This is a genomic window from Leptolyngbya sp. FACHB-261 (genome assembly GCF_014696065.1).
Taxonomy (GTDB): domain Bacteria; phylum Cyanobacteriota; class Cyanobacteriia; order FACHB-261; family FACHB-261; genus FACHB-261.
The window spans coordinates 330,052-349,004 of sequence record NZ_JACJPL010000001.1 but is presented as its reverse complement, the minus strand read 5'-3'; the positions used below and the strand labels follow the sequence as shown (position 1 = coordinate 349,004).

Annotated in this window: 20 protein-coding genes; 14 read left to right on the top strand and 6 right to left on the bottom strand. The window is 48.7% G+C overall.

Translation table 11 applies throughout. From position 1 onward, the window contains the following. Positions 1-315 precede the first annotated feature (315 nt). Positions 316-639, top strand: coding sequence for an antibiotic biosynthesis monooxygenase family protein (locus H6F94_RS01590; protein WP_190800470.1), 324 nt, complete (start codon positions 316-318; stop codon positions 637-639). Between the two features lie 1,007 nt (positions 640-1,646). Here H6F94_RS01590 and H6F94_RS01585 read toward each other — a convergent pair. The 3 genes from H6F94_RS01585 to H6F94_RS01575 form a co-directional block, all read right to left on the bottom strand. Next, positions 1,647-2,786 (bottom strand): cytochrome P450, encoded by a 1,140-nt coding sequence (locus tag H6F94_RS01585; RefSeq protein ID WP_199320111.1) that lies wholly within the window; start codon positions 2,784-2,786, stop codon positions 1,647-1,649. Positions 2,787-2,898: 112 nt separating this feature from the next. Then, a complete protein-coding gene (locus tag H6F94_RS01580) occupies positions 2,899-3,354 on the bottom strand; it encodes a small multi-drug export protein (protein WP_190800469.1) in 456 nt (151 codons plus the stop codon). Between the two features lie 111 nt (positions 3,355-3,465). Beyond that, on the bottom strand, positions 3,466-4,032 hold the full coding sequence (locus tag H6F94_RS01575) for a TetR/AcrR family transcriptional regulator (RefSeq protein ID WP_190800468.1): 567 nt from the start codon (positions 4,030-4,032) through the stop codon (positions 3,466-3,468). A 488-nt stretch (positions 4,033-4,520) separates the two neighbouring features. On the opposite strand from H6F94_RS01575, the gene H6F94_RS01570 reads away from it, so the two are divergent. Continuing rightward, positions 4,521-5,159, top strand: a complete 639-nt coding sequence (locus H6F94_RS01570) for an HAD family hydrolase (RefSeq protein ID WP_190800467.1) — start codon at positions 4,521-4,523, stop codon at positions 5,157-5,159. Here H6F94_RS01570 and H6F94_RS32780 read toward each other — a convergent pair. Beyond that, a complete protein-coding gene (locus tag H6F94_RS32780) occupies positions 5,140-5,265 on the bottom strand; it encodes a hypothetical protein (protein ID WP_277877955.1) in 126 nt (41 codons plus the stop codon). The genes H6F94_RS01570 and H6F94_RS32780 overlap by 20 nt on opposite strands. A gap of 76 nt (positions 5,266-5,341) precedes the next feature. Here H6F94_RS32780 and H6F94_RS01565 point away from each other — a divergent pair, with 76 nt between their 5' ends. From H6F94_RS01565 to H6F94_RS01555, 3 genes are all read left to right on the top strand, one after another. Next, positions 5,342-5,857, top strand: coding sequence for a putative immunity protein (locus H6F94_RS01565; protein WP_190800466.1), 516 nt, complete (start codon positions 5,342-5,344; stop codon positions 5,855-5,857). A gap of 243 nt (positions 5,858-6,100) precedes the next feature. Further along, the gene (locus tag H6F94_RS01560; RefSeq protein WP_190800465.1) at positions 6,101-6,721 is read left to right on the top strand and encodes an FMN-dependent NADH-azoreductase; all 621 of its coding nucleotides are present in this window, start codon (positions 6,101-6,103) and stop codon (positions 6,719-6,721) included. A 170-nt stretch (positions 6,722-6,891) separates the two neighbouring features. Beyond that, on the top strand, positions 6,892-7,275 hold the full coding sequence (locus tag H6F94_RS01555) for a nuclear transport factor 2 family protein (protein ID WP_190800464.1): 384 nt from the start codon (positions 6,892-6,894) through the stop codon (positions 7,273-7,275). A gap of 292 nt (positions 7,276-7,567) precedes the next feature. Here H6F94_RS01555 and H6F94_RS01550 read toward each other — a convergent pair whose 3' ends face one another. Next, positions 7,568-8,155, bottom strand: coding sequence for a TetR/AcrR family transcriptional regulator (locus H6F94_RS01550; protein ID WP_190800463.1), 588 nt, complete (start codon positions 8,153-8,155; stop codon positions 7,568-7,570). A gap of 130 nt (positions 8,156-8,285) precedes the next feature. Between H6F94_RS01550 and H6F94_RS01545 the strand changes: the two genes are divergently transcribed. The 3 genes from H6F94_RS01545 to H6F94_RS01535 all read left to right on the top strand — a co-directional run bounded on the left by H6F94_RS01545 (position 8,286) and on the right by H6F94_RS01535 (position 10,134). Further along, positions 8,286-8,951 carry a GNAT family N-acetyltransferase gene (locus H6F94_RS01545; protein WP_242040924.1) on the top strand — a complete coding sequence of 222 codons (666 nt, stop codon included), beginning with the start codon at positions 8,286-8,288 and terminating at the stop codon, positions 8,949-8,951. A 27-nt stretch (positions 8,952-8,978) separates the two neighbouring features. Then, a complete protein-coding gene (locus H6F94_RS01540) occupies positions 8,979-9,674 on the top strand; it encodes an SDR family NAD(P)-dependent oxidoreductase (RefSeq protein WP_190800461.1) in 696 nt (231 codons plus the stop codon). An 88-nt stretch (positions 9,675-9,762) separates the two neighbouring features. After that, positions 9,763-10,134, top strand: a complete 372-nt coding sequence (locus H6F94_RS01535) for a VOC family protein (RefSeq protein WP_190800460.1) — start codon at positions 9,763-9,765, stop codon at positions 10,132-10,134. Between the two features lie 216 nt (positions 10,135-10,350). Here H6F94_RS01535 and H6F94_RS01530 read toward each other — a convergent pair whose 3' ends face one another. Beyond that, on the bottom strand, positions 10,351-10,572 hold the full coding sequence (locus H6F94_RS01530) for a hypothetical protein (protein WP_190800459.1): 222 nt from the start codon (positions 10,570-10,572) through the stop codon (positions 10,351-10,353). Positions 10,573-10,592: 20 nt separating this feature from the next. On the opposite strand from H6F94_RS01530, the gene H6F94_RS01525 reads away from it, so the two are divergent. The 6 genes from H6F94_RS01525 (at position 10,593) to H6F94_RS01500 (ending at position 18,386) form a co-directional block, all read left to right on the top strand. Continuing rightward, on the top strand, positions 10,593-10,733 hold the full coding sequence (locus tag H6F94_RS01525; RefSeq protein WP_190800458.1) for a hypothetical protein: 141 nt from the start codon (positions 10,593-10,595) through the stop codon (positions 10,731-10,733). Between the two features lie 311 nt (positions 10,734-11,044). Beyond that, positions 11,045-11,335, top strand: coding sequence for a helix-turn-helix domain-containing protein (locus H6F94_RS01520; RefSeq protein WP_190800457.1), 291 nt, complete (start codon positions 11,045-11,047; stop codon positions 11,333-11,335). Between the two features lie 20 nt (positions 11,336-11,355). Continuing rightward, positions 11,356-14,397: a hybrid sensor histidine kinase/response regulator gene (locus H6F94_RS01515; protein ID WP_199320110.1), complete on the top strand. Its 3,042-nt coding sequence runs from the start codon at positions 11,356-11,358 to the stop codon at positions 14,395-14,397. Between the two features lie 915 nt (positions 14,398-15,312). Then, positions 15,313-15,693 carry a hypothetical protein gene (locus H6F94_RS01510; protein WP_190800455.1) on the top strand — a complete coding sequence of 127 codons (381 nt, stop codon included), beginning with the start codon at positions 15,313-15,315 and terminating at the stop codon, positions 15,691-15,693. Between the two features lie 89 nt (positions 15,694-15,782). Beyond that, the gene (locus H6F94_RS01505; protein ID WP_190800454.1) at positions 15,783-16,244 is read left to right on the top strand and encodes a hypothetical protein; all 462 of its coding nucleotides are present in this window, start codon (positions 15,783-15,785) and stop codon (positions 16,242-16,244) included. A 501-nt stretch (positions 16,245-16,745) separates the two neighbouring features. Further along, entirely contained in the window at positions 16,746-18,386 is a 1,641-nt protein-coding gene (locus H6F94_RS01500) for a glycosyltransferase family 39 protein (protein ID WP_190800453.1), read from the top strand. Positions 18,387-18,953 lie beyond the last annotated feature (567 nt).

Sequence of the window (18,953 nt, the reverse complement as noted above, 5' to 3'; positions counted from 1 at the left end):
ATGTTCACGAGGATGATAGGGACGATCGCTTGTGCAAATCACTCAGCAAGCTAACAAGCCTGGTGAAGCGGACTGCTAAGAGTTGCTGGTGGTGTAGCGAAAGTTACTGACAGCCGCTGACCGGAACCGTTAGCCTGCTTCAATTAGATGTTGGGATAGTTTGAGGCACTGCTTGTGATTGCTCAATCATTCACTGTAATGTCTTATACTTTTTGCTTCGCATTCACCAATTGAGTCAAAATTCGTGCACTGTATGTAAGCGTTCAAAATTAAGTTAAATTATTATCGTTTAGTTCTGTGAAATTGAGTGCAGCAATGATTGAGCGCCGTTGGCACGGAAAAGTACCTCAACATTTGAGTGAGAGTTTCTTTCACCACCTTATTGATACTGGTGTACGTGAAACCATTCAAATCTCTGGCAATCTTGGAGCACGGATATTGAAAAATGAAAACGATGGTTGGGTGCACTTTGTCTTAGTAACTTTTTGGCGTTCAATAGAAGATATTACTGCGTTTGCGGGGCAAGATATATCAAAGGCAGTTTTGTACCCCGAAGATGAGAAATACGAATTAGTTCCAGATCTCCACGTCGAGCATTACGAGATTGTAGAAGATTTTCAACCCCAAGCTCAAGCTTGAAGTAACCTGACGAAAGATAAAAAGGTAGTTAAAGGCATCAGTGACAGCAGCTGCGGGCTAACTAGTCAGCGCAGCGGATTAACGAGCGGTCGTAGTGCTGAGTTCAATGATATCTGCCACCGTTGACCTCTGTCGTTAGGCTGCTCGGGTATTGTTGAGGACATAATTTAGATTGAGCGGCTGGAATTTGAGAAGGTGTTGCAGGTTCAACGGCGTAGGCTTCTTTGAGCTGCTCGTCAGCACCTCAAGCGTCCCGGTAAGTATTTATTACTTCGGAGTACTCAAAAGCTATTTCGGCAGTCGCAGATGTTATTTCCGCGATCGCAAAAGCTGTTTCTGTGGTCGCGGAAGTTATTTCGGCGGTCGCGGAAGTTATTTCCGAGTACTCAGATGTTATTTCGGCGGTCGCCGTTGTTGATTTCAGTCCCGCCAAAGCAACAAACCGAAACAATCTCACCAGTAGAAACACAGACAGATTTCTAATTACTCGGTCCAGCCGCTGATTCAACCCGAAAAACCACTTAACCCAGGCAAAAGAGCACTCCACTATCCTGAGAACAAGTCAGTAAAGGAGCATCTATACATCTCTTAAAACCCAGCCAACAATGCGTCAAGAAGCGAGTGTACTGAATCTGAAAATATGCAGAAGAATTCTGCCTGTTTAGCTGAGCTGGCATATTTTGCGAAAAGTGTCGGCCTAATCACCTAATTAAAGACATTATGCCGAATCGTTCTGCCTATCTACCTGCTATAGGGTGTTATGCGGAAACCTTCAGTTTAATAATAGTTAGCTGGCTTCGTTCAAAAACTTTGCATTTGTAATCCGATGAGCGATTGTCAAAGACTTAACCCTTTGACAATCGCCCAGAGTGTTTTGTCAGATTACTGGCTTAACAGCGTTAGCAGTATTTATTTAGAAGTTCACGCTCTCATTTATTGGTTGCCGAGCGATCGCATCTATACTGTGCCACGGATAACGAGATATCAGATAGCTCAGCCTCTGATTGTTAAAGCAAGACAGGCAAGGACTTAACGCCATGCATCCCCGTTGAGGGAATAAATTCCAGCGTGGCGTTTGGGTCAATGCGTAGATTGGGTAGGCGTTCTAGCACCGCACTCAGCACGATTTTGCTTTCTAGACGAGCCAAGGGCGCACCCAAACAAAAGTGAATGCCATTACCAAAAGCCAGATGTGAATTGGGGTTGCGATCGACGACAAACTCATCTGGACGATCAAACTGAGTTTCATCCCGATTGGCTGATCCCATCCAAACCGTTACCATTTGTCCTGCGGGAATTGTCTGTCCTGCTAGTTGGGTTGCGACTTTGGTAAACCGTTCCATCCCCTGAATGGATGATCGATAGCGCAATACTTCCTCGATCGCCAACGGCAGCAATTGAGGTTCCTGCTTCAGGCGCTCAAAGGCTTCTGGATATTCGTTAAAGCAAAGAATGGCATTCCCCAACAAATTAGTTGTAGTTTCATTGCCACCCACCAACAGCACAATACAAAAGTCCACCAATTCTTGAGCCGTTAGGGTTTTACCCGTTTCGTGAGCGGCAATTAAATCGCTGATCAAGTCTTTACCAGGATTCTGTCGCCGTTGTTCTAGCAGATGCCGGAAGTAGTCAGCCATCGCTTTTATTGCTACTGGATCAAGCAGCGCAATTCCTTCTGTCCAGCGTTTGAAGTCATCTCGATCTTCAATGGGAACACTCAAAATTTCAGCGATTACAATTACTGGCAGTGGAATTGCCAAGTCACGCATGAAGTCCATTCGCTCTTGGCCCTGAACTTTATCGATCAGTTCGTGGGTAATTTGAGTAATGCGCGGTGCTAATTCTTCTACCCGACGAGCAGTGAATATTTTAGCAACGAGCGATCGCAGTGATCGATGCTTGGGTGGATCGGTGTAATTCAGACTTTGGGTGAAATCTGTTTGCTCTGGTGGATGGGGAATTTTTGATGAAAACGTTTGCCAATCTGCAAGTACTTGTTCCACATCTTCATAGCGAAACACCATCCAGCTTTGCTGCTCTGTGTCATAGAATACGGGCGATTCACGTCGCATCTTGGCGTAGTAAGGAAACGGATTGCCAAACAATTCAGAGTTTGGCATTACACCCGATTGCTGATTTGTTTGCATGATGAATCTCCTTGTATATGAACAAACAATTTGCAGGTTGAACCGAGCCAGATTCTCGCGATCTGACAGATGGATGACAAACAAATTAGAGACTGAATATTGGAGTTGGAGCTTAATGGTGCGTGAACCAGTTCACACCAGATGCGATTGCCACAGCTGTAGCTACTCCATAGAGCGTGATACCGATGAACGAAAATAGGAGTATTCGTCTGGGATGAATGCCGATGATGGGAGCAACAACGGCGATTGTCCAACTGCCGAGAATCGGGGTCATGAGAATGAGAAACCAGGCTCCATAGCGATCGAAGGCACGCTTTACTTTTTGTCCACCTCGTCTTTCCAGCTGTGACAGCCAAGCGCGTAATTGAGGAATATGCATCAGGTGGCTATAGCCCCACAACAGCAGAGGGATGGGCGTAAAGTTGCCAAACACTCCCCAAACCACCGATGAAACCGCATCCAGTTTCATTGCCATCCCCGTTGCAACTGCAGCGTAAACCTCAAAATAGGGAAAAAAACCAACTGACCAGGTTGTGAGTGCTTTGGTCATGTACTGAATAATCAGCATGATGAGTATGCAATTTAAAGTGGTAAATCATGAAAATTCGCAGGATGAATTGACTGAATGAACTGGAATCATCAGCGTTGAATCAACAGATTGAAAAAATTAGCTACCTCATTAGTCGGTTCGTGTCATCGCAAGCAACGTTTCCACAACTTGAGTGAGACGAGGTTCGTCTAGAGTGCCAACCTGGAACACTTCTGACAGCCACAGACCATCGGTCGCCAACAGAATAATCGTTGCCTTTGTGGGGTTAATCCCACTGGTTTCAATCCGCTGTCGTGACTGCCGTTCGTAGACTTTGGCAGCTTCAAACAGATTGGGCGAGTCAGCCGCGATCGAAGTAAGACGGGCAATTAATGCCAGCGATTGTTTGCTAAAGCGTAGCGTTGCCCTAATGTATGCCCGCACCCACTGTCCTGGTGTTCCTGGTGCATCATCCTGGTCAAACTCAGTTTGCAGAACCGATTCAAAATCCTGAATCAGTTGCTCGACCATACCTCCCATCAACGCATCTTTGTTAGGGAAATGATAGAGTAGCCCTCCCTTGCTGACTCCAGCTTGTTTCGCAACAGCGTCCAGCGTTAACGCCTCAACACCCTTGTCAGTTACAACTCGACTGGCAGCTCGCAGAAGTGCTTCACGAGTAGCTGATGGAGATTTTGGGTTTTTGGTAGTAGCCATAGAAATGACCAAGAAAGTAGCAGGGAACGCAGGTACAGCAAACTCCTGGATAATCAAGAGCTAGATTGCCAAAAGCGTGGAAGTGCCTATAGATTAACTGTACCGTCTGGACGGTTTTTCTGTCAACCCTTCATAGCCTCTCAATTTCTGATGGCTACAAATTCTGATTCTGTAACCTTCTGGAAAGACATCTGTAATCCAGAACCGTAGATTTAAAGTCTCAGATTGGTATAACTCATCAACTGTTATCGGTCGATTCTCAAAAATTTAAACTGAGGCACATTCATGAAAGTCAATAGTGAAGGCTGGTGTTAAGAGGGCGATTAGTGATGGTAGTACGATAGAGGCTTGTTTTTGTATTGGGTGGCAGCCAGCTAACAAGTCGATGAAGCGGACGGGCGAGAGAGTTTGGTCAGGTTGCTAGCACCATATGCCGCCGCTGATTTGAGGCGTTATACACCGAGGACGCGTAACCGTTGCATCTAGTAATGTTTGATATTGATGGAACGCTGGTAGATTCCCACGGAGTCGATGGTGATCTATTCGCCCGTGCGATTAGGCGTGAGCTTGGACTGCAGGTTGATGAAACTTGGCAGTCCTATCAGCAACGCACGGATAGTGGTGTTCTCGAAGAGGTGCTGGTGCAAAACAACGTATCAGTAGATAAGAGGCCGCAGGCTTCCGAGCGAGTCAAGAGCTGCTTTATTGGCCTCGTGCAGGATTACATCGCAAGGCAGCCAACGGGATTGGCACCAATTCCCGGCGCTCCTGAGCTTATCCGCAAGCTTCGCTCAAGCTCCGAAGTCGTGATTGCCTTTGCGACTGGAGGCTGGCGCGAGACTGCCGAAATGAAACTGAGTTCAGTCGGGATCGAATTCGAAGGTTTACCATTTGCTACATCGTCTGACGCAGCAGCACGAACTGAGATTATGCGGTTAGCCGAGCGGCAAGCAGGCGTGTTCGGCAGCTTTACGCGGCGAACATACTTCGGCGATGCGCCATGGGACAAGAAGGCGAGCGCTGACCTTGGCTATGATTTTCTGGCAGTAGGGGGCCGAGTTGATCACCCACGCAAGTTTGAAGACCTCTCAGATCTAGAGGCAGTTCTCAGCGTGCTCGGCGTATAACCATGCGCTGCAGCGGCAGAGCAAGTTGGCGCTGAGCTAGATCGTTGGGCCGCTCGCGCATGCGCACCACATTCGGAGCTTCACAAGCCGTATCGGGATCAGGCATATTAGCCGATGGGCGGAGTTCTGCCGGGCCTGCGGGACACTAGGAGTTGGGCAGATGCAACAGGGCGGGTGCAACCATGATCCTCTCCAAAGACCGTGACCCTCGCTTCATCACGATCCGCCGCGGGGGGACGCTCGCGGACTCCGACCATCGGCTCTTGGCCTTGTGGGCGGCCGCATGCGCAGAGCACGTTCTGCACCTCTTCGAGTCGGTGCAGCCCTCGGACCCGCGACCCCGCCAGGCGATCGCGCAGACCCGGGCATGGGCGCGCGGCGAGATCATGATGTCTCAAGCCCGCGCGGCGGGTGGTCATGCTATGGCTGCGGCAAGAGACCTGAGCGGAGCCGCTCGGCACGCCGCTTATGCTGCTGGCCAGTCGGCGGTGGTGGCGCATGTTGCCGCACACGAGCTCGGTGCGGCGGCCTACGCGATCAAAGCAGCGCGTGCCGCTGTACCCAAAGGCGAGGGTGAGCTTGCCGGCAGGCTTGAGTGCCGTTGGCAGCGCGAACAACTCCCGGAAGCGATACGGGATCTCGTCCTGGATGATCAGCGGCTGCGAAACGACATCTGTTGGTCGGTGTTTGATTGCTAATGCGCGGTAGCGCGTTGAGCACTGTCCAACAATCCCAATGCACCAGAACAAAGTCAAGCAATTTGTGGGTTATACAGGGTATCTGTGTCCGGTGATTGGAAACGTTAGCTGGCTTCGGTTATAGATGGTGCATTATTTGGAAATTATCTGTTGCTATTCAAGTTTGAGTCAGATAACAGCTTTTTGATCAGTGCCGTACCAGCGCACAGCTAGTTCATAGATGAAGTTTCTGGTTAAAGGACTATGGCAAACATTCTGCATATTGATTCAAGTCCACGGGGCGATCGCTCCAAATCTCGCAAATTAGCCAAGGAGTTTATCGCTGCGTGGCAAGACCAACATCCTGATGATGTGATTACCTATCGTGATTTGAGGCAAACGCCAGTTCCTCACGTCACCGAAGATTGGATTGCAGCTGAACTTACTCCACCAGAAGCACTGACTGCAGACATGGCTGAGCTGTTGAAGTTTTCCGATGAGTTGGTGGACGAGTTTTTGGCAGCTGATCGGTGTGTGTTCAGCGTGCCGATGTACAACTTCAGCATTCCGTCCAACTTCAAAGCATACATTGATCAAGTGATTCGTGTGGGTCGCACATTCACGGAGGAGGAGGGGCAAATCAAAGGACTTGCGAACGGTAAAAAAGTGTTGTTCATTACATCACGAGGCGTTGAGTATGGAGCGGGTTCTCCTTATGAAGGATGGGATTGTCAGGAACCTGCGCTCCGGTATGCTTTTCAATTCATGGGTGTGACTGACATTCAGTTCATTCATGCCAATGGTCTAGATATGGGAGACGAGGCACGAAAACGGGGACTAGACGAAGCACAATCTAAAATTCAAGCATTAGTAGGCCGTTGGTAGCACCAGCCAGCTAATAAGTCGATGAAGTGGGCAGTCGAGAGATCTTGGCGGTGATGCAAAGGTTATCTGCTGCTGCTTATCTTGGTTGTTAGGCTGCTGCGTGTGGCTTAAATGCATTCGCTATGTGCGCTCTCATAAATGTTAAACACTGTCTCATTCATCTACCTCTTATGCCAAATCAACCTGCACCAGAAATCGAGCTGCTACGCGCAGCGTATGCGGCCTTCAACGCGCGTGATATTGATGCTGCCCTCGCCCTCATGACTCCCGATGTGGCTTGGCCAAAGGCGTTCAAAGGCGGTTTTGTCCGTGGGCCTCAGGAAGTCCGCACTTACTGGACAGAGCAGTGGAGCGAGATCAATCCACACGTCGAGCCGATTGCCTTTTACCCGAAGGACGCTGGGCAGGTCTTAGTCGAGGTGCATCAAGTCGTGCGCGATCTGGCCGGAGCCGTACTTGCCGACGAACACGTTGGCCACCGTTTCACCATTGAGCATGGCTTGATTCAAGCTATGGAAGTCTGTTCACTTCCATCGTCTGGCGTCGGTGCCTAACCATGGGTTGTGGTTACAACTATCACAGCCACGGTGATTTTGCTTTTGTTTCAACTGATGTGCCTTTAGAAGCCATCTTTTTAAACAAGCATCGCCACCCTACCATTAGACAAGCCGCCGGACAAAGCGCTGCATCTGACTGCCTACGTTCCAGTCACTGCGCTCCTTCCACTCCGCAGCAGGTTAGCTTGTCGTTAGGTTGCTGGAGTTATTGGTCAAGCGGATCCAGAAGCTTGTTAGTCAGACAAGGGGCGATCGCCAGACAGATTAAATGAAATGTAGATAGGTAACCTTAACTGCGGTGCCGAGTGAGTAATGTCTCGACCAGGCTTTGCGCTGTTTTCAACCGCTCAGAATCATCGGACTGCGCAACCCAAGCGGCTAACTCGCTGAGCGAACCATTGACTAAGTGAGCAAAACCCTCTGCATCGATTGTGTTTAGCTTACCCTCATCAACGGCTAGCTGAATTGACTCACGGAGCAAACCAAAGCCATATTGATCAATCTCAGCTAGGTCGTCTGCTGCCAAAATGGCTGGAGCCTCAATAAACACCAAACGCCGCAGTTCGTCCTGTTGAGCGACTTCTAGAAATGCCTGACAGCCGATTATTAACTGCTGCCAATTGTCATCTAGTGGTCGGATTTTAGTTTGGATATAGGCTGTTATCTCGCTATAGGCTTCAACAATGACAGCTTTAAAGACTCCAAGCTTATCGTTGAATTGGTGATACAAAGCTCCCCGCGTAATCCCTAACTCGCTGATGATTTCCTCGGTTCCTGTAGCTGCGTACCCCTTTGTTGCAAATAAGTGACGCGCCCGCTCAAGAATGGCAGAGCGAGTACGTCGAGTTTGTTCGGCTTTGGTTAGCTTGACAGACATAGTGAATCACTTGCGTCTAACATTCAGACAGTATGTATCTTGACAAGGAGCAGAAACCCCCCATATCTTGAGATACATACAGATTGTATCTTTTGTGAGGGTTCTCCTCGAAGGGGTTCTGATGTTAGCTATGCTAAGCACCCGCAAAGCAACGACTGCTGATATTCCATTCCTCGTCAGAATTGAGTACGAGGCATCTTTGCCGCCATCGAATCACTGCTTCTGGGAAGATATGCTGCAAGGGACCGGGACCACTGCCTTGCAGTTTATTGAGGCAGAACTCAGGACAGATGCTTCTAATTGGGGCAACGTAGCTGACTTCTTGATTCTGGAAGAGCAGGGAAAGCCAGTTGCAGCAGCAGCAGGCTATGTGCCTAATACAGAGGACTACTGTCCGCTGCGTCTGTCTCGTCTAGAGGCGATCGCGCAGGATTTGAATTGGTCTAAAGAAAGTACAACAATCTTTCACGATCGCTATATGGAACTTTGGGGAGGCGATTTGCGACCGTTTTTCCTCACGCCCCAAGCTCCCTGGATTATTGAAAATGTTGCCGTTTTGCCAGAGGCGCGGGGGCGAGGCCTTGGCAAAGCGTTACTCAGAGCCTTGCTAGAAGAAGGGCGAGTTCAGCAGCACGCTTACGCAGGGATTATGGTGATCAATGGGAACGACGTGGCTCGCTATACCTACGAATCTATCGGATTTAAGCCTTACCAAACCTTCCACGCTGATTACTTCTCGGAACAGTTCAATACCGAGTTTCCAGGGGTTACCAAGTTTGGTCTTCGCCTTAGTTAAATGGGAGAACTAGATGGGAGAACAGAAATGTCTTTCAAAACGATTCTGGTAGCAGGTGCGAGTCGTGGCATTGGACTTGCTGTCGCAGAACATTTCATAGACCAGTGCGATCGCTTATTAGCTGTGTCTCGTACAGCGGCTCCGGTTGGTGAATGGGTGCAAACAGATTTGTCTGACTTGGCAGGGATAGAAACGGTGGTCAAGGCAATTGGGGACGATTGCTTAGATGCTTTGCTATACATGGGAGGAACTTGGGAGACTCATGCATTTACCAATCAGTACCGCTTTGAAGCGTGTTCTGATGAAGACATTGCCCGAGTGATTGCAGTCAATTTGGTAGCCCCGATTCGGTTGGTAAAAGCTTTGCTGCCTGCCCTGCGAAGATCCGATAATCCGAAAATTATTTTCATGGGGGCACTCTCAGGTCGGGACAATTTTCCAGGTCGGGAAGTTGCCAATAGTGCATCTAAGTTTGGGCTGCGAGGTGTGGTACATTCGTTGCGCGAAGAATTGCGATCGCAGCAAATCGGTGTAACAGTGATCAACCCTGGCAATGTTGGCACACCCGAAGTTTTGGCAGATCTGGCAGCAGGCAATCTGACGGGCGGTGAAGCGATTCCTCTAAGCGATCTTCTTTCCATTCTTGGCTGTATTCTCTCCTTATCACGAGCTACTTGTATTAAAGAGATTGACGTACCTGCAATGTTAGGTAAGGGAGCTTAATGAAGCTTAAATCTATGGCGCTGACAATTTTTCTGTTGACGGCATAATAAATCAAGGAAGTATTCAAACCCTGTAAAAAGCGAAAGTTATGATTGACCATACCGGCATTAACGTTAGCAATCTTGAGAAAAGCAAAGAGTTTTACGTCAATGCCCTAGCCCCCCTTGGCTATCAATTAGTGCGAGAGTTTGATGCCATTTCTGCCGCAAGTTTTGGAATAGGCGGAGAGCTAGATTTCTGGATTGGGCAGGGAGAGCTCAACACACCTAGAATTCATGTTGCTTTCCGGGCTGAAACTCGCGAGATGGTTCAGGCATTCTACAAAACAGCTTTAGCAGTGGGGGGTCGAGACAATGGTGCTCCGGGTCTACGAACTCACTACCACCCTAATTATTATGCTGCCTTCGTTTTAGATCCAGATGGACATAACATTGAGGCAGTATGTCACGTCTCTGCATAACAGAAACCTAGCAAGTTAATGAAGCGGACGGACGAAAGATCTTGGTGAGATTAATGCGTCAAGCAGTGTTGAAGCCTTCTAAGATTATTGAGGCTGAAACGAGTCATTTTCGATCCAATTAATGCGTTGCACAGCCTTCCCTCTAGAGAATCATTTGGGGTTTGGGAAGGCATTACCTCGATAAAGTTTGCGGTATCGTCAATGCTTCCCTTGCCGCTATACCTGGCTTGCATCGGGTAAGGAAAGATTGTTGAATCCGAGCTGATCGCGGCGTATCGTGCGGGTCGAACTGTATCTGAATGTGGCAACCGACCCCTTCTGTCCCCGGCTCAGCGCTCCGCTTACGCCGCCATCCAGATTGGTACCCATATCGGCATACGGTTGGTCAAGGGTGGTGAGTTGATGGCTGGACTGAGAGTCTAGCTGTCCGAACCGCATGAGTTTGGACCCTGGACAAAGTGGCTCTGGTGGAAGAAGTCGCTGAGCAGACTTGGGCGGCAGTCGTTCGTGCCCGCACCGAAACGATTGTCGCGGCAGACCTACAAGATGCGCAACTACTCCGCGAATTAGGTGCGCGGCTGGTCGCACCTAACGCTTAAGCGGCTTTTGAAAGCTCTACCCTGAGCGATACCTAGCACTTGGTTGCAGCTTCACGACGGTACTGAACATTGATGACCGGAAAGCAACGGGCTCTGGAAACGGTCGCGTCGTTTGGAGAGGGCGATTGGAAAAGTGTCAACCCTAGTGACTCCTTGGTCGTCTACCCGACTTCACGTCCGGCTTTGCAGACAAGTTGGGCAAGCCACTGTCCAGCTTAGTCTAATTCAACCTCTACCTTGAGAGAGCTTGATTTCTTTTCAAAACTAGCTAGATCTCGTACAGATAAAGGGCTTTATAAAGAGTGAATGATATGGCTTTTCATCAGGACTATTTAGGGGTCAGACAGCCTGCCATTGGCCAACTGATTCGGGAACTCCGGCAAACCTTGCAGCTGACCCAGGAAAAGTTTGCGACTCAACTCGGAGTCACTTTTCCCACCATCAATCGTTGGGAAAATGGACATGCCACCCCTTCTCCCTTAGCCCTCAGGCAAATTGATACCCTCCTGAACCAGTTGTCTGAGTCGTCTGACGCCACGTTAAGGAAACGCAGTCAGGCAATGCGAGAAAAATATTTTCCGGTAAGAGAGCTAAACGCATGAGGGCAGAGGAAGGCAAGAGAATGACTGAAAACCTCTTCGAGGGCGGTGGTGCGATGGGTGCCCTCCTGCAATCGCACGACTGGTCACAAACGCCATTGGGCGCTATCGAAACCTGGTCAGAGAGCTTGAAAACGGCGGTGCAGAGTCATTTGACTGAACTCAATCAAGCTCAAAGACCCGAACAAGTGCAGCAAGCATCGGTACTGTCGCAAAACTGTACCCAAACAGATGCACTGCGTGAATCCGAAGCAAGATACCGGACGTTGTTCGAGTTGACCGACCAGGGTTGCTGCATCTGCGAAATGCTGTTTGATGAGAACGGTAAACCCGCTGATTACCGCTTTCTTGAAGTTAATCCAGTGTTTGAACACCTCACCGGATTGGAGCAAGCCACAGGAAAACGGATGCGGGAACTCGCTCCCAACCTTGAAGCTTACTGGGTTGAAATCTATGGCAGAGTCGTACAAAGTAGGGAATCTGCTCGATTCGAGAATTACGCAAGTGCTCTAGATCGTTGGTTTGACATCAACGCTTTTTGCATCGGCGAGCCGCAAGACCATCAGTTCGCCGTTTTGTTTACCAACATTACTGAACGCAAAAAAGTTGAGCAGGAACGAGATCGGTTTCTTGCCGCCGGGTCGGATTTGCAAGTGATTATGAGCAGCCATGGCTATTTCCACTGGGTCAGCCCAGCTTTTGAGCGTATTCTCGGCTGGACACCTGAGGAAATGACATCCCGCCCCTGGACTGATTTCCTGCATCCAGACGATATCCTCGCATCTGTGTCGGAAAGCGTCAGCGTGTTATCAGGCAATGAAACGTTTGCGTTTGAAAACCGCTATCGGCACAAAGACGGCTCCTACCACTGGTTGCTCTGGAGAGCGCAGCCTCACTTAGAAGCACAAGTGCTTTACGCAACGGCGGTAGATATCACCGATCGCGTGCGCGTCGAAGACCAACGCAAACAGGCAGAAGTCGCCCTACGTCAATCTGAAGAACAGTATCGCATTGTGTTTGAGTCGATCGACGAAGGTTTTTGCACGATTGAAGTGCTCTTTGATGCCGATGGCAAGCCGTTTGATCACCGCGTTTTACAAGCGAATCCAGCCTTTGAGCGGCAGACCGGGATTGCCAACCCGGAAGGCAAAACAGCAAGTGAATTCGTACCGGGACTGGAACAGTATTGGAATGACCTTTACGCCCAAGTCATTCACACCGGTGAGTCTATCCGCACTGAAGAGCGATCGGATGCGCTCGATCGCTGGTTTGACGTTTTGGTGTCGCGGGTTGGCGATGCAGCAATGCGCCAGGTGGCGATCGTCTTTACCGACATCAGCGATCGCAAACAAGCTGAAGCCATCATTACTACCGATCTGGAAAATACCCGGCTGTTGCGCGACTTGAGCGCACGAATGATTGCTGAAGACAACATTCAGGTGCTTTACGACGAAATTGTCTTTGCTGCAATTACCCTGACACGGGCAGATGCCGGTTCAATTCAAGCGCTGGATGAATCGACCCAAGAGCTAGTGCTGATCGCTTCCCAGGGGATCGATCGAACCGTTACCGATCAGTTCCAGCGAGTAACTGCCAGTTCAATCACATCTTGTGGCTTGGTTCTAGCAACGGGTAAGCGCGCCTTTGTGGATTTTGAGGCACCAGAAAGCGAAGACCCTGATGGATTTTTCCGTCTACATCTAGACACTGGGTTGATTTCTGTACAATCGACTCCGCTCATCAGTCGTTCAGGTAGATGGATCGGCATAGCTTCAACTCACTGGCGCAAGCACCACCGGCCGACTGAGCAAGAACTCCGTTTTCTGGATCTGTTGGTGCGTCAAGCGGCCGATCTGATTGAACAGCGACAGACTGAAGCGGAACGCAGACAAGTTTTAGAACGCGAACAGGCAGTACGAGAAGAAGCAGAACGAGCGAACCGGATCAAAGATGAGTTTCTCGCTGTGCTGTCCCATGAACTCAGGTCACCCCTAAACCCCATCCTGGGCTGGACCCGGTTGCTGCAAAACGGCAAACTCGACGCAGCCCGCAGAGCGGATGCATTGGTAACAATCGAGCGCAATGCCAAATTGCAAGCGCAGCTAATCGAAGACTTGCTCGACATCTCCCGTATTATGCAGGGCAAGATGACCTTAACTCCAACTCCCACAAGTTTGGCGTTTGTCATTTCTGAGGCGGTTGAAACCGTGCGCTTGGCAGCAGAAGCCAAGCATGTTGCGATCGCGCTTGACCTCGACCCGCAAACCGCTCCCATTTTTGGTGATGCTGCCCGGCTCCAGCAAGTGGTCTGGAACCTGCTGACTAATGCTGTCAAATTTACGCCCAATGGTGGTCAAGTAACGGTTGAACTGAGGCAAGGCAATCAACTAGCGCAGATTCGGGTGATGGATAGCGGCATTGGCATCAAGGCTCAATTTCTTCCTTATGTGTTTGAGTATTTCCGACAAGAGGATGGCTCCACCACTCGTAAATTTGGAGGCTTGGGGCTGGGGCTAGCGATCGTGCGCCAAATTGTGGAACTGCATGGCGGTACAGTCAAAGTCGAGAGCCAAGGTGAGCATCAAGGTGCAATCTTTATCGTGCAACTTCCGGCGATGCAGAAAGCAGCGCCGCTCCTCACTGAGTCAACCCAGTCTCAACCCAACTCAGACATACTCTTAGACAACATCCAAGTTTTGCTCGTCGATGACGATACCGATACCCGCGAGTTTGAGGCTTTTCTGCTAGAACACCATGGGGCAGAGGTCATAGCGGTTGCTTCTGGCTTAGCAGCGTTGCAAGTGTTGGATCAGTTCATGCCAGATGTGATTGTTAGTGATATTGGCATGGCAGAAATGGATGGCTACAGGCTCATGCAGCAGATTCGCTCACGCCCAGTGACTCGGGGAGGCAAGATTCCCGCGATCGCCCTCACTGCCTATGCCGCAGAAATTGACAAGAAAAAAGCTCTCCAGGCTGGCTTTCAGAGCCACCTGACGAAGCCCTTGGAGCCAGAACAATTTGTCAGGACGATCGTGAGCCTGCTCAACCCAAATCAAGTCTAGAAAACTCGCCTTGGCGCAAGCAGTAATGCCTGAGCAGGGATCGTTGCAACATACCTTATACCAACTCACACTTTAATCGGCTACACATTGATCCCTTCTAACCTCCGCTTGCTAAGGGGAGGAGCCGTAGGCGGTGGGGTTTTGATTTGTAGCTCTCATTTAGAAAATTGGTATTACTTTATTCGATTTCTTAGCATCCTACCCACTTAAAAATAAACCGAAGGATTCTGTTTTTCCACCCCCGCTGCTCTACTGTTGTTGAAATTTTCAGGACAAGAGTACCCGGCAGGGTACTATCAAGCTTGCCTTGGTTTGTTTAGAGTGAGAAGTAGATGTGCACTCATTTAGAGTGGGGCGCACGAGAAGAAACGACGTTCACATTCACTCCATGGTGTGAAAGATTAAAGTATTGGCTTCAAAAGAACTAAACCAGAAAATATGAATGTCTAACCCTTCTAGCGGCCTACCTGCAAAAGCATTGCTGAATGCGAAAAATTGCGCTGCTCAAATTAGGACAGAAGCACAAAACTCTAAATAAGCTCGTCAAACTTCTGAGACAGCTGAGGATGTTAGCAGCTCCATTGTGGCCCTACCTACTAAAGCTGTGCCACCAAGTGGTGGTCGTCAAGCCGATTCTTTCAATTTGACGGTACCTCGGAATACAGCCTCGTCAAACAGAGGTGATGGTTCGCCTGCTCGACCATTGGCAGTTGAAACTCTGGCCTTCGATTGGCAGATTGCCAGCAAGGTGAGAGGTAATTATTTTTCAAGCTAGAGGGTGCCCTCGTGGGTGCCATCGAAGTGCAGTTTCAATTTCTACGATCAAAATTTTTTAGTTGTAAGGAAGATAAACAATGGCCATTCAAGAAGGTTGGCAGTGGTGTAACAAGTGTCAAGGTCTTTCTTTTGCCGGGAATGCTTCACTTGGTGCATGCTCTGCTGGTGGTCAACACGATCACCATGGAAGTGGAAATTACATCCTTATCGACAGCGACCCTAATGCCCCTGGTCAATCTGACTGGAAATGGTGCAATAAGTGTCAGTCGTTGGCGTTTGCGGGCAACGCGGACGCCGGTGCATGTCCATCTGGTGGAAGACATGACCACGCCGGAAGTGGAAATTACACGCTTAGATACAATGATCCTACTGCCCCTGGTCAATCTAACTGGAAATGGTGCAATAAGTGTCAGTCGTTGGCGTTTGCGGGCAACGCGGATGCTGGTGCATGTCCATCTGGTGGAAGACATGACCATGCCGGAAGCGGAAACTATACTGTGGCATTTCAAGGAGACTTAGTTGAAACCAATGTAGAAATCTGGTTTTCTGGGTTTAAATGCATAGTTGAGTCCAGTGAAATTTCGGGAAGCGATGAGCCTTATATATTCTTGGGAGTATCTACTTCTGGGGAAGCGCAGACACCGTATGAAACTGGAGTCTTTTCAGTAGACAAAGGAGATGTCATCCGCGCTGCTGCTAGATTATATTCTGGTCCAGCGCGAGATGTGATTTTGGCAGCTGTGATGCGCGAAAACGATGAAGGCGATCCGCATGCTTTTGCTGGTGCTTTCAAGTCGATTCTGGAGATGGGGAATGCAGCGCTTGCTACTCAAACAGGCGGTGTTACAGTCCCTGGTGAGGTTGTGAACCTGCTGTCCAATAAGCTGAGTGAGCTGACTGGGGCTGGCGACGATGATGTGGGTAGACGTGCCGATTTGCTGACGCGGGATTTTTTGATTCAGATGGCAAATCGGTCTGAAGGCGGCGATCCCGTGTCTGATTTCGATTGGGGGCTAGGCAGGAAGGGTGAAGGGCGCTATGCCTTGTTCTTCTTTGTCCGCAAGATTTAAGCAGTATCAGTTATCAATAAATGTACAGGAGGGGAGAAAATTCTTCCCTCCACTTTATTGCAATTAACGGAAGGCCAAACCCTTCACCGGAGTGGCAGATGTTGGGAGTGTCTGAGGTCATAACAAAGGTGATCTATCTCCTTAAAACTGGGTTTTCTGCCCTTTAATGAAGACCAACCCGTAGCAAACTGGTTGCCCTATTGCCCTTGTGTGATTGCATAAATGGCAATTTCCATTCCTTTATATATAAGAAGTAACGAGTTGTACAGTGTAGGTTTCGCAGATGAGAAGCATCCACTGCGTTGCTGATCATCTCATTGCTCGGCGCAATGCAATTTGCTCCACAGTAACTCGGTTTTCTGCATTGAGGGCTTATTACTGATTCAGTGATTGCCGTTTCGGCTGGCTCGATCAGCACTTTGTGCATACAACAGGCAAGCACAAAAGGGCTTGTTCCAGGATTCGTTGTTTAGAGCCTGAATATTACTAAGGAAGAACGAAATGTCTTTATATAACCAACCACATGTTAAGTGGTTGAAAGTTTTGCTCGTCATTGTGCTGGCATTGGGCGTGTTCTTTCGATTTGTGAATCTGGATCAAAAACCATACTGGCATGATGAAATTTATACATCAATGCGCGTGTCTGGTTATCGCACAGCAGAAGTTGTTCAGGATCTCTATAGCGATCGAGTAATTGATACGCAAGCTGTGTTGAAGTACCAGCAACCCTCACCCGAAAGAAATGCGACCGACACACTCAAAGGGTTGGCAGCCGAAGAACCCCAGCACCCTCCACTGTATTACGTAATGGCACGATTCTGGGCGGAATGGTTCGGTGGTTCTATCACTGCAATGCGCAGTTTACCTGCTCTGATTAGCTTATTAGCGTTTCCGGCAATGTATTGGTTATGTTGGGAACTATTTGCCTCACCTGTCGTGAGCTGGTTTGCGATAGCTCTACTGTCGGTATCTCCAATCTATATTCGGTATGCCCAAGAAGCGCGGCAATACAGTTTATGGATTGTGATCATTTTGCTGTCTAGTGCAGCGCTGATTCGAGCAATGCGGTATCAGACAGCGTTCAGTTGGAGTATTTACGCGCTTGCAGTGGTGGCAGGGCTGTACTGTCATTTGCTATCGAGTCTTGTGTTTCTAGGACATGGGATTTATGTGGTGGCGGTCGAGCGATTTCGGTTGAGTCGAGCCGTTCTCAGCTATCTTCTTGCCTCACTGATTGCAGTCATTGGATTCATTCCTTGGATTCAGATTGCTTGGATGAACAAGACTGCTTTAACGCAGACAACGGATTGGATAAAACAACCCTTACCATTGCTCACGTTAATCAGATACTGGGGTGTTCATCTCAGTCGAATGTTTGTTGCTTGGCATTTCAAATATGACAACGAGTTTGTTTGCTTAGCAATTCCGGTTTTAATTCTAGTGATCTTCGCGCTCTACTTTCTCTGCCGTCAAACTTGGAAGCGAACTTGGTTGTTTATCTTGACATTAATTGGGGTAACGGCTCTTGCCTTAGTTCTACCAGATTTGCTTTGGGCAGGTAGACGATCGACTAACATCCGATACTTCCTGCCCAGTTATTTAGGACTCACGATTGCAGTCGCCTATTTTTTGGCTAATTCACTGACTTTTAAGTTCACAACCACCTTGCAACAAAGGGTATGCCAACTCACCATTGCATTGCTCGTTTCCACCAGTGTTTTGACTTCCGCGACTGCTTCTCAGGCAAGTACATGGTGGGGATGGTCAGAGTTTGATGTAGATGTGTCTCAGACCATCAATCAATCTCCAAATCCACTTATCATTTCTGACATGCCATTGGGTATGATTATTCCGCTTAGCCATCGATTGAATTCAAATATCAAGATGGAGCTAACAACCAATCCAGACTCGCTCAGTATCCCCGCTGGATTTAGTGATGTGTTTGTCTATAATCCAAGCGATCGCCTGCAAGCAGCTTTGAAACAGCGAAAACTTGGACAGGAACTTACCAATCAATTTGAGGATAACGGGTTTGTTGTTTCCCTGTATCGCCTCAATAGCGCAGAAGATGGAGGTAATCGCATTTCATCAAGAAGCAATACAACCCCTGATGATAGTGATGGAAATGACAGCAAATTATGAAATCGCAATGAGATAGTCTGGCCTCATCAGAACCCGTCGAACAAGCCGATGACGCGGACGATTGAGAGATGTTGGTAGGATTGCAAAAGTTGTTTGCTGCCGCTTGTCTCAGTCGTTACGCTGATGCACCCCTTTTAAAGGTTGTCCCATTCTCGATTGCTTCAAAAAATTGCGAAATCTGTTCAGTCGAGCGAAGATGATAAACCCTTTTGGTACTTTGAGCCTGCTCAGCATACTCACGATAGTTTGGAGTCAAATATTTATCACATAGCCAAAGCACACGGTAGCTGCTAAGTGAACTCTTAAATATTGGGCTCTTTTCCGGCCAGCCTTCGGGTGGTTTAAAGTAGCCTGTGATCAGCCGTTTAGTTACCCACCAGAAATGTATATATAGCGGTAGGTCAACAAAAACCAAACTATCCGCCTCATTAAGCCGGAGCCAGACGGTCTCCAAGCAACCAAAGCCGTCAATAATCCATCGATCAGTCGCCAGAATTTCCTGATGGGCTCGCTTATAGTCTTCAGATGGAACCTCAACGCCCCTGATTGATATTTAACCTTGTCCAA

Excerpts from the sequence above, each read along its gene's own strand:
- H6F94_RS01530 (WP_190800459.1), bottom strand. The coding sequence starts at position 10,572 with ATGCGGTTCGGACAGCTAGACTCTCAGTCCAGCCATCAACTCACCACC.
- H6F94_RS01520 (WP_190800457.1), top strand. The coding sequence starts at position 11,045 with ATGGCTTTTCATCAGGACTATTTAGGGGTCAGACAGCCTGCCATTGGC.
- H6F94_RS01545 (WP_242040924.1), top strand. The coding sequence starts at position 8,286 with ATGCTAAGCACCCGCAAAGCAACGACTGCTGATATTCCATTCCTCGTC.
- H6F94_RS01500 (WP_190800453.1), top strand. The coding sequence starts at position 16,746 with ATGTCTTTATATAACCAACCACATGTTAAGTGGTTGAAAGTTTTGCTC.
- H6F94_RS01575 (WP_190800468.1), bottom strand. The coding sequence starts at position 4,032 with ATGGCTACTACCAAAAACCCAAAATCTCCATCAGCTACTCGTGAAGCA.
- H6F94_RS01515 (WP_199320110.1), top strand. The coding sequence starts at position 11,356 with ATGACTGAAAACCTCTTCGAGGGCGGTGGTGCGATGGGTGCCCTCCTG.
- H6F94_RS01585 (WP_199320111.1), bottom strand. The coding sequence starts at position 2,786 with ATGCAAACAAATCAGCAATCGGGTGTAATGCCAAACTCTGAATTGTTT.
- H6F94_RS01570 (WP_190800467.1), top strand. The coding sequence starts at position 4,521 with ATGTTTGATATTGATGGAACGCTGGTAGATTCCCACGGAGTCGATGGT.
- H6F94_RS01555 (WP_190800464.1), top strand. The coding sequence starts at position 6,892 with ATGCCAAATCAACCTGCACCAGAAATCGAGCTGCTACGCGCAGCGTAT.
- H6F94_RS01560 (WP_190800465.1), top strand. The coding sequence starts at position 6,101 with ATGGCAAACATTCTGCATATTGATTCAAGTCCACGGGGCGATCGCTCC.
- H6F94_RS01550 (WP_190800463.1), bottom strand. The coding sequence starts at position 8,155 with ATGTCTGTCAAGCTAACCAAAGCCGAACAAACTCGACGTACTCGCTCT.
- H6F94_RS01540 (WP_190800461.1), top strand. The coding sequence starts at position 8,979 with ATGTCTTTCAAAACGATTCTGGTAGCAGGTGCGAGTCGTGGCATTGGA.
- H6F94_RS32780 (WP_277877955.1), bottom strand. The coding sequence starts at position 5,265 with ATGCCTGATCCCGATACGGCTTGTGAAGCTCCGAATGTGGTGCGCATG.
- H6F94_RS01535 (WP_190800460.1), top strand. The coding sequence starts at position 9,763 with ATGATTGACCATACCGGCATTAACGTTAGCAATCTTGAGAAAAGCAAA.
- H6F94_RS01590 (WP_190800470.1), top strand. The coding sequence starts at position 316 with ATGATTGAGCGCCGTTGGCACGGAAAAGTACCTCAACATTTGAGTGAG.
- H6F94_RS01565 (WP_190800466.1), top strand. The coding sequence starts at position 5,342 with ATGATCCTCTCCAAAGACCGTGACCCTCGCTTCATCACGATCCGCCGC.
- H6F94_RS01580 (WP_190800469.1), bottom strand. The coding sequence starts at position 3,354 with ATGCTGATTATTCAGTACATGACCAAAGCACTCACAACCTGGTCAGTT.
- H6F94_RS01510 (WP_190800455.1), top strand. The coding sequence starts at position 15,313 with ATGCTTCACTTGGTGCATGCTCTGCTGGTGGTCAACACGATCACCATG.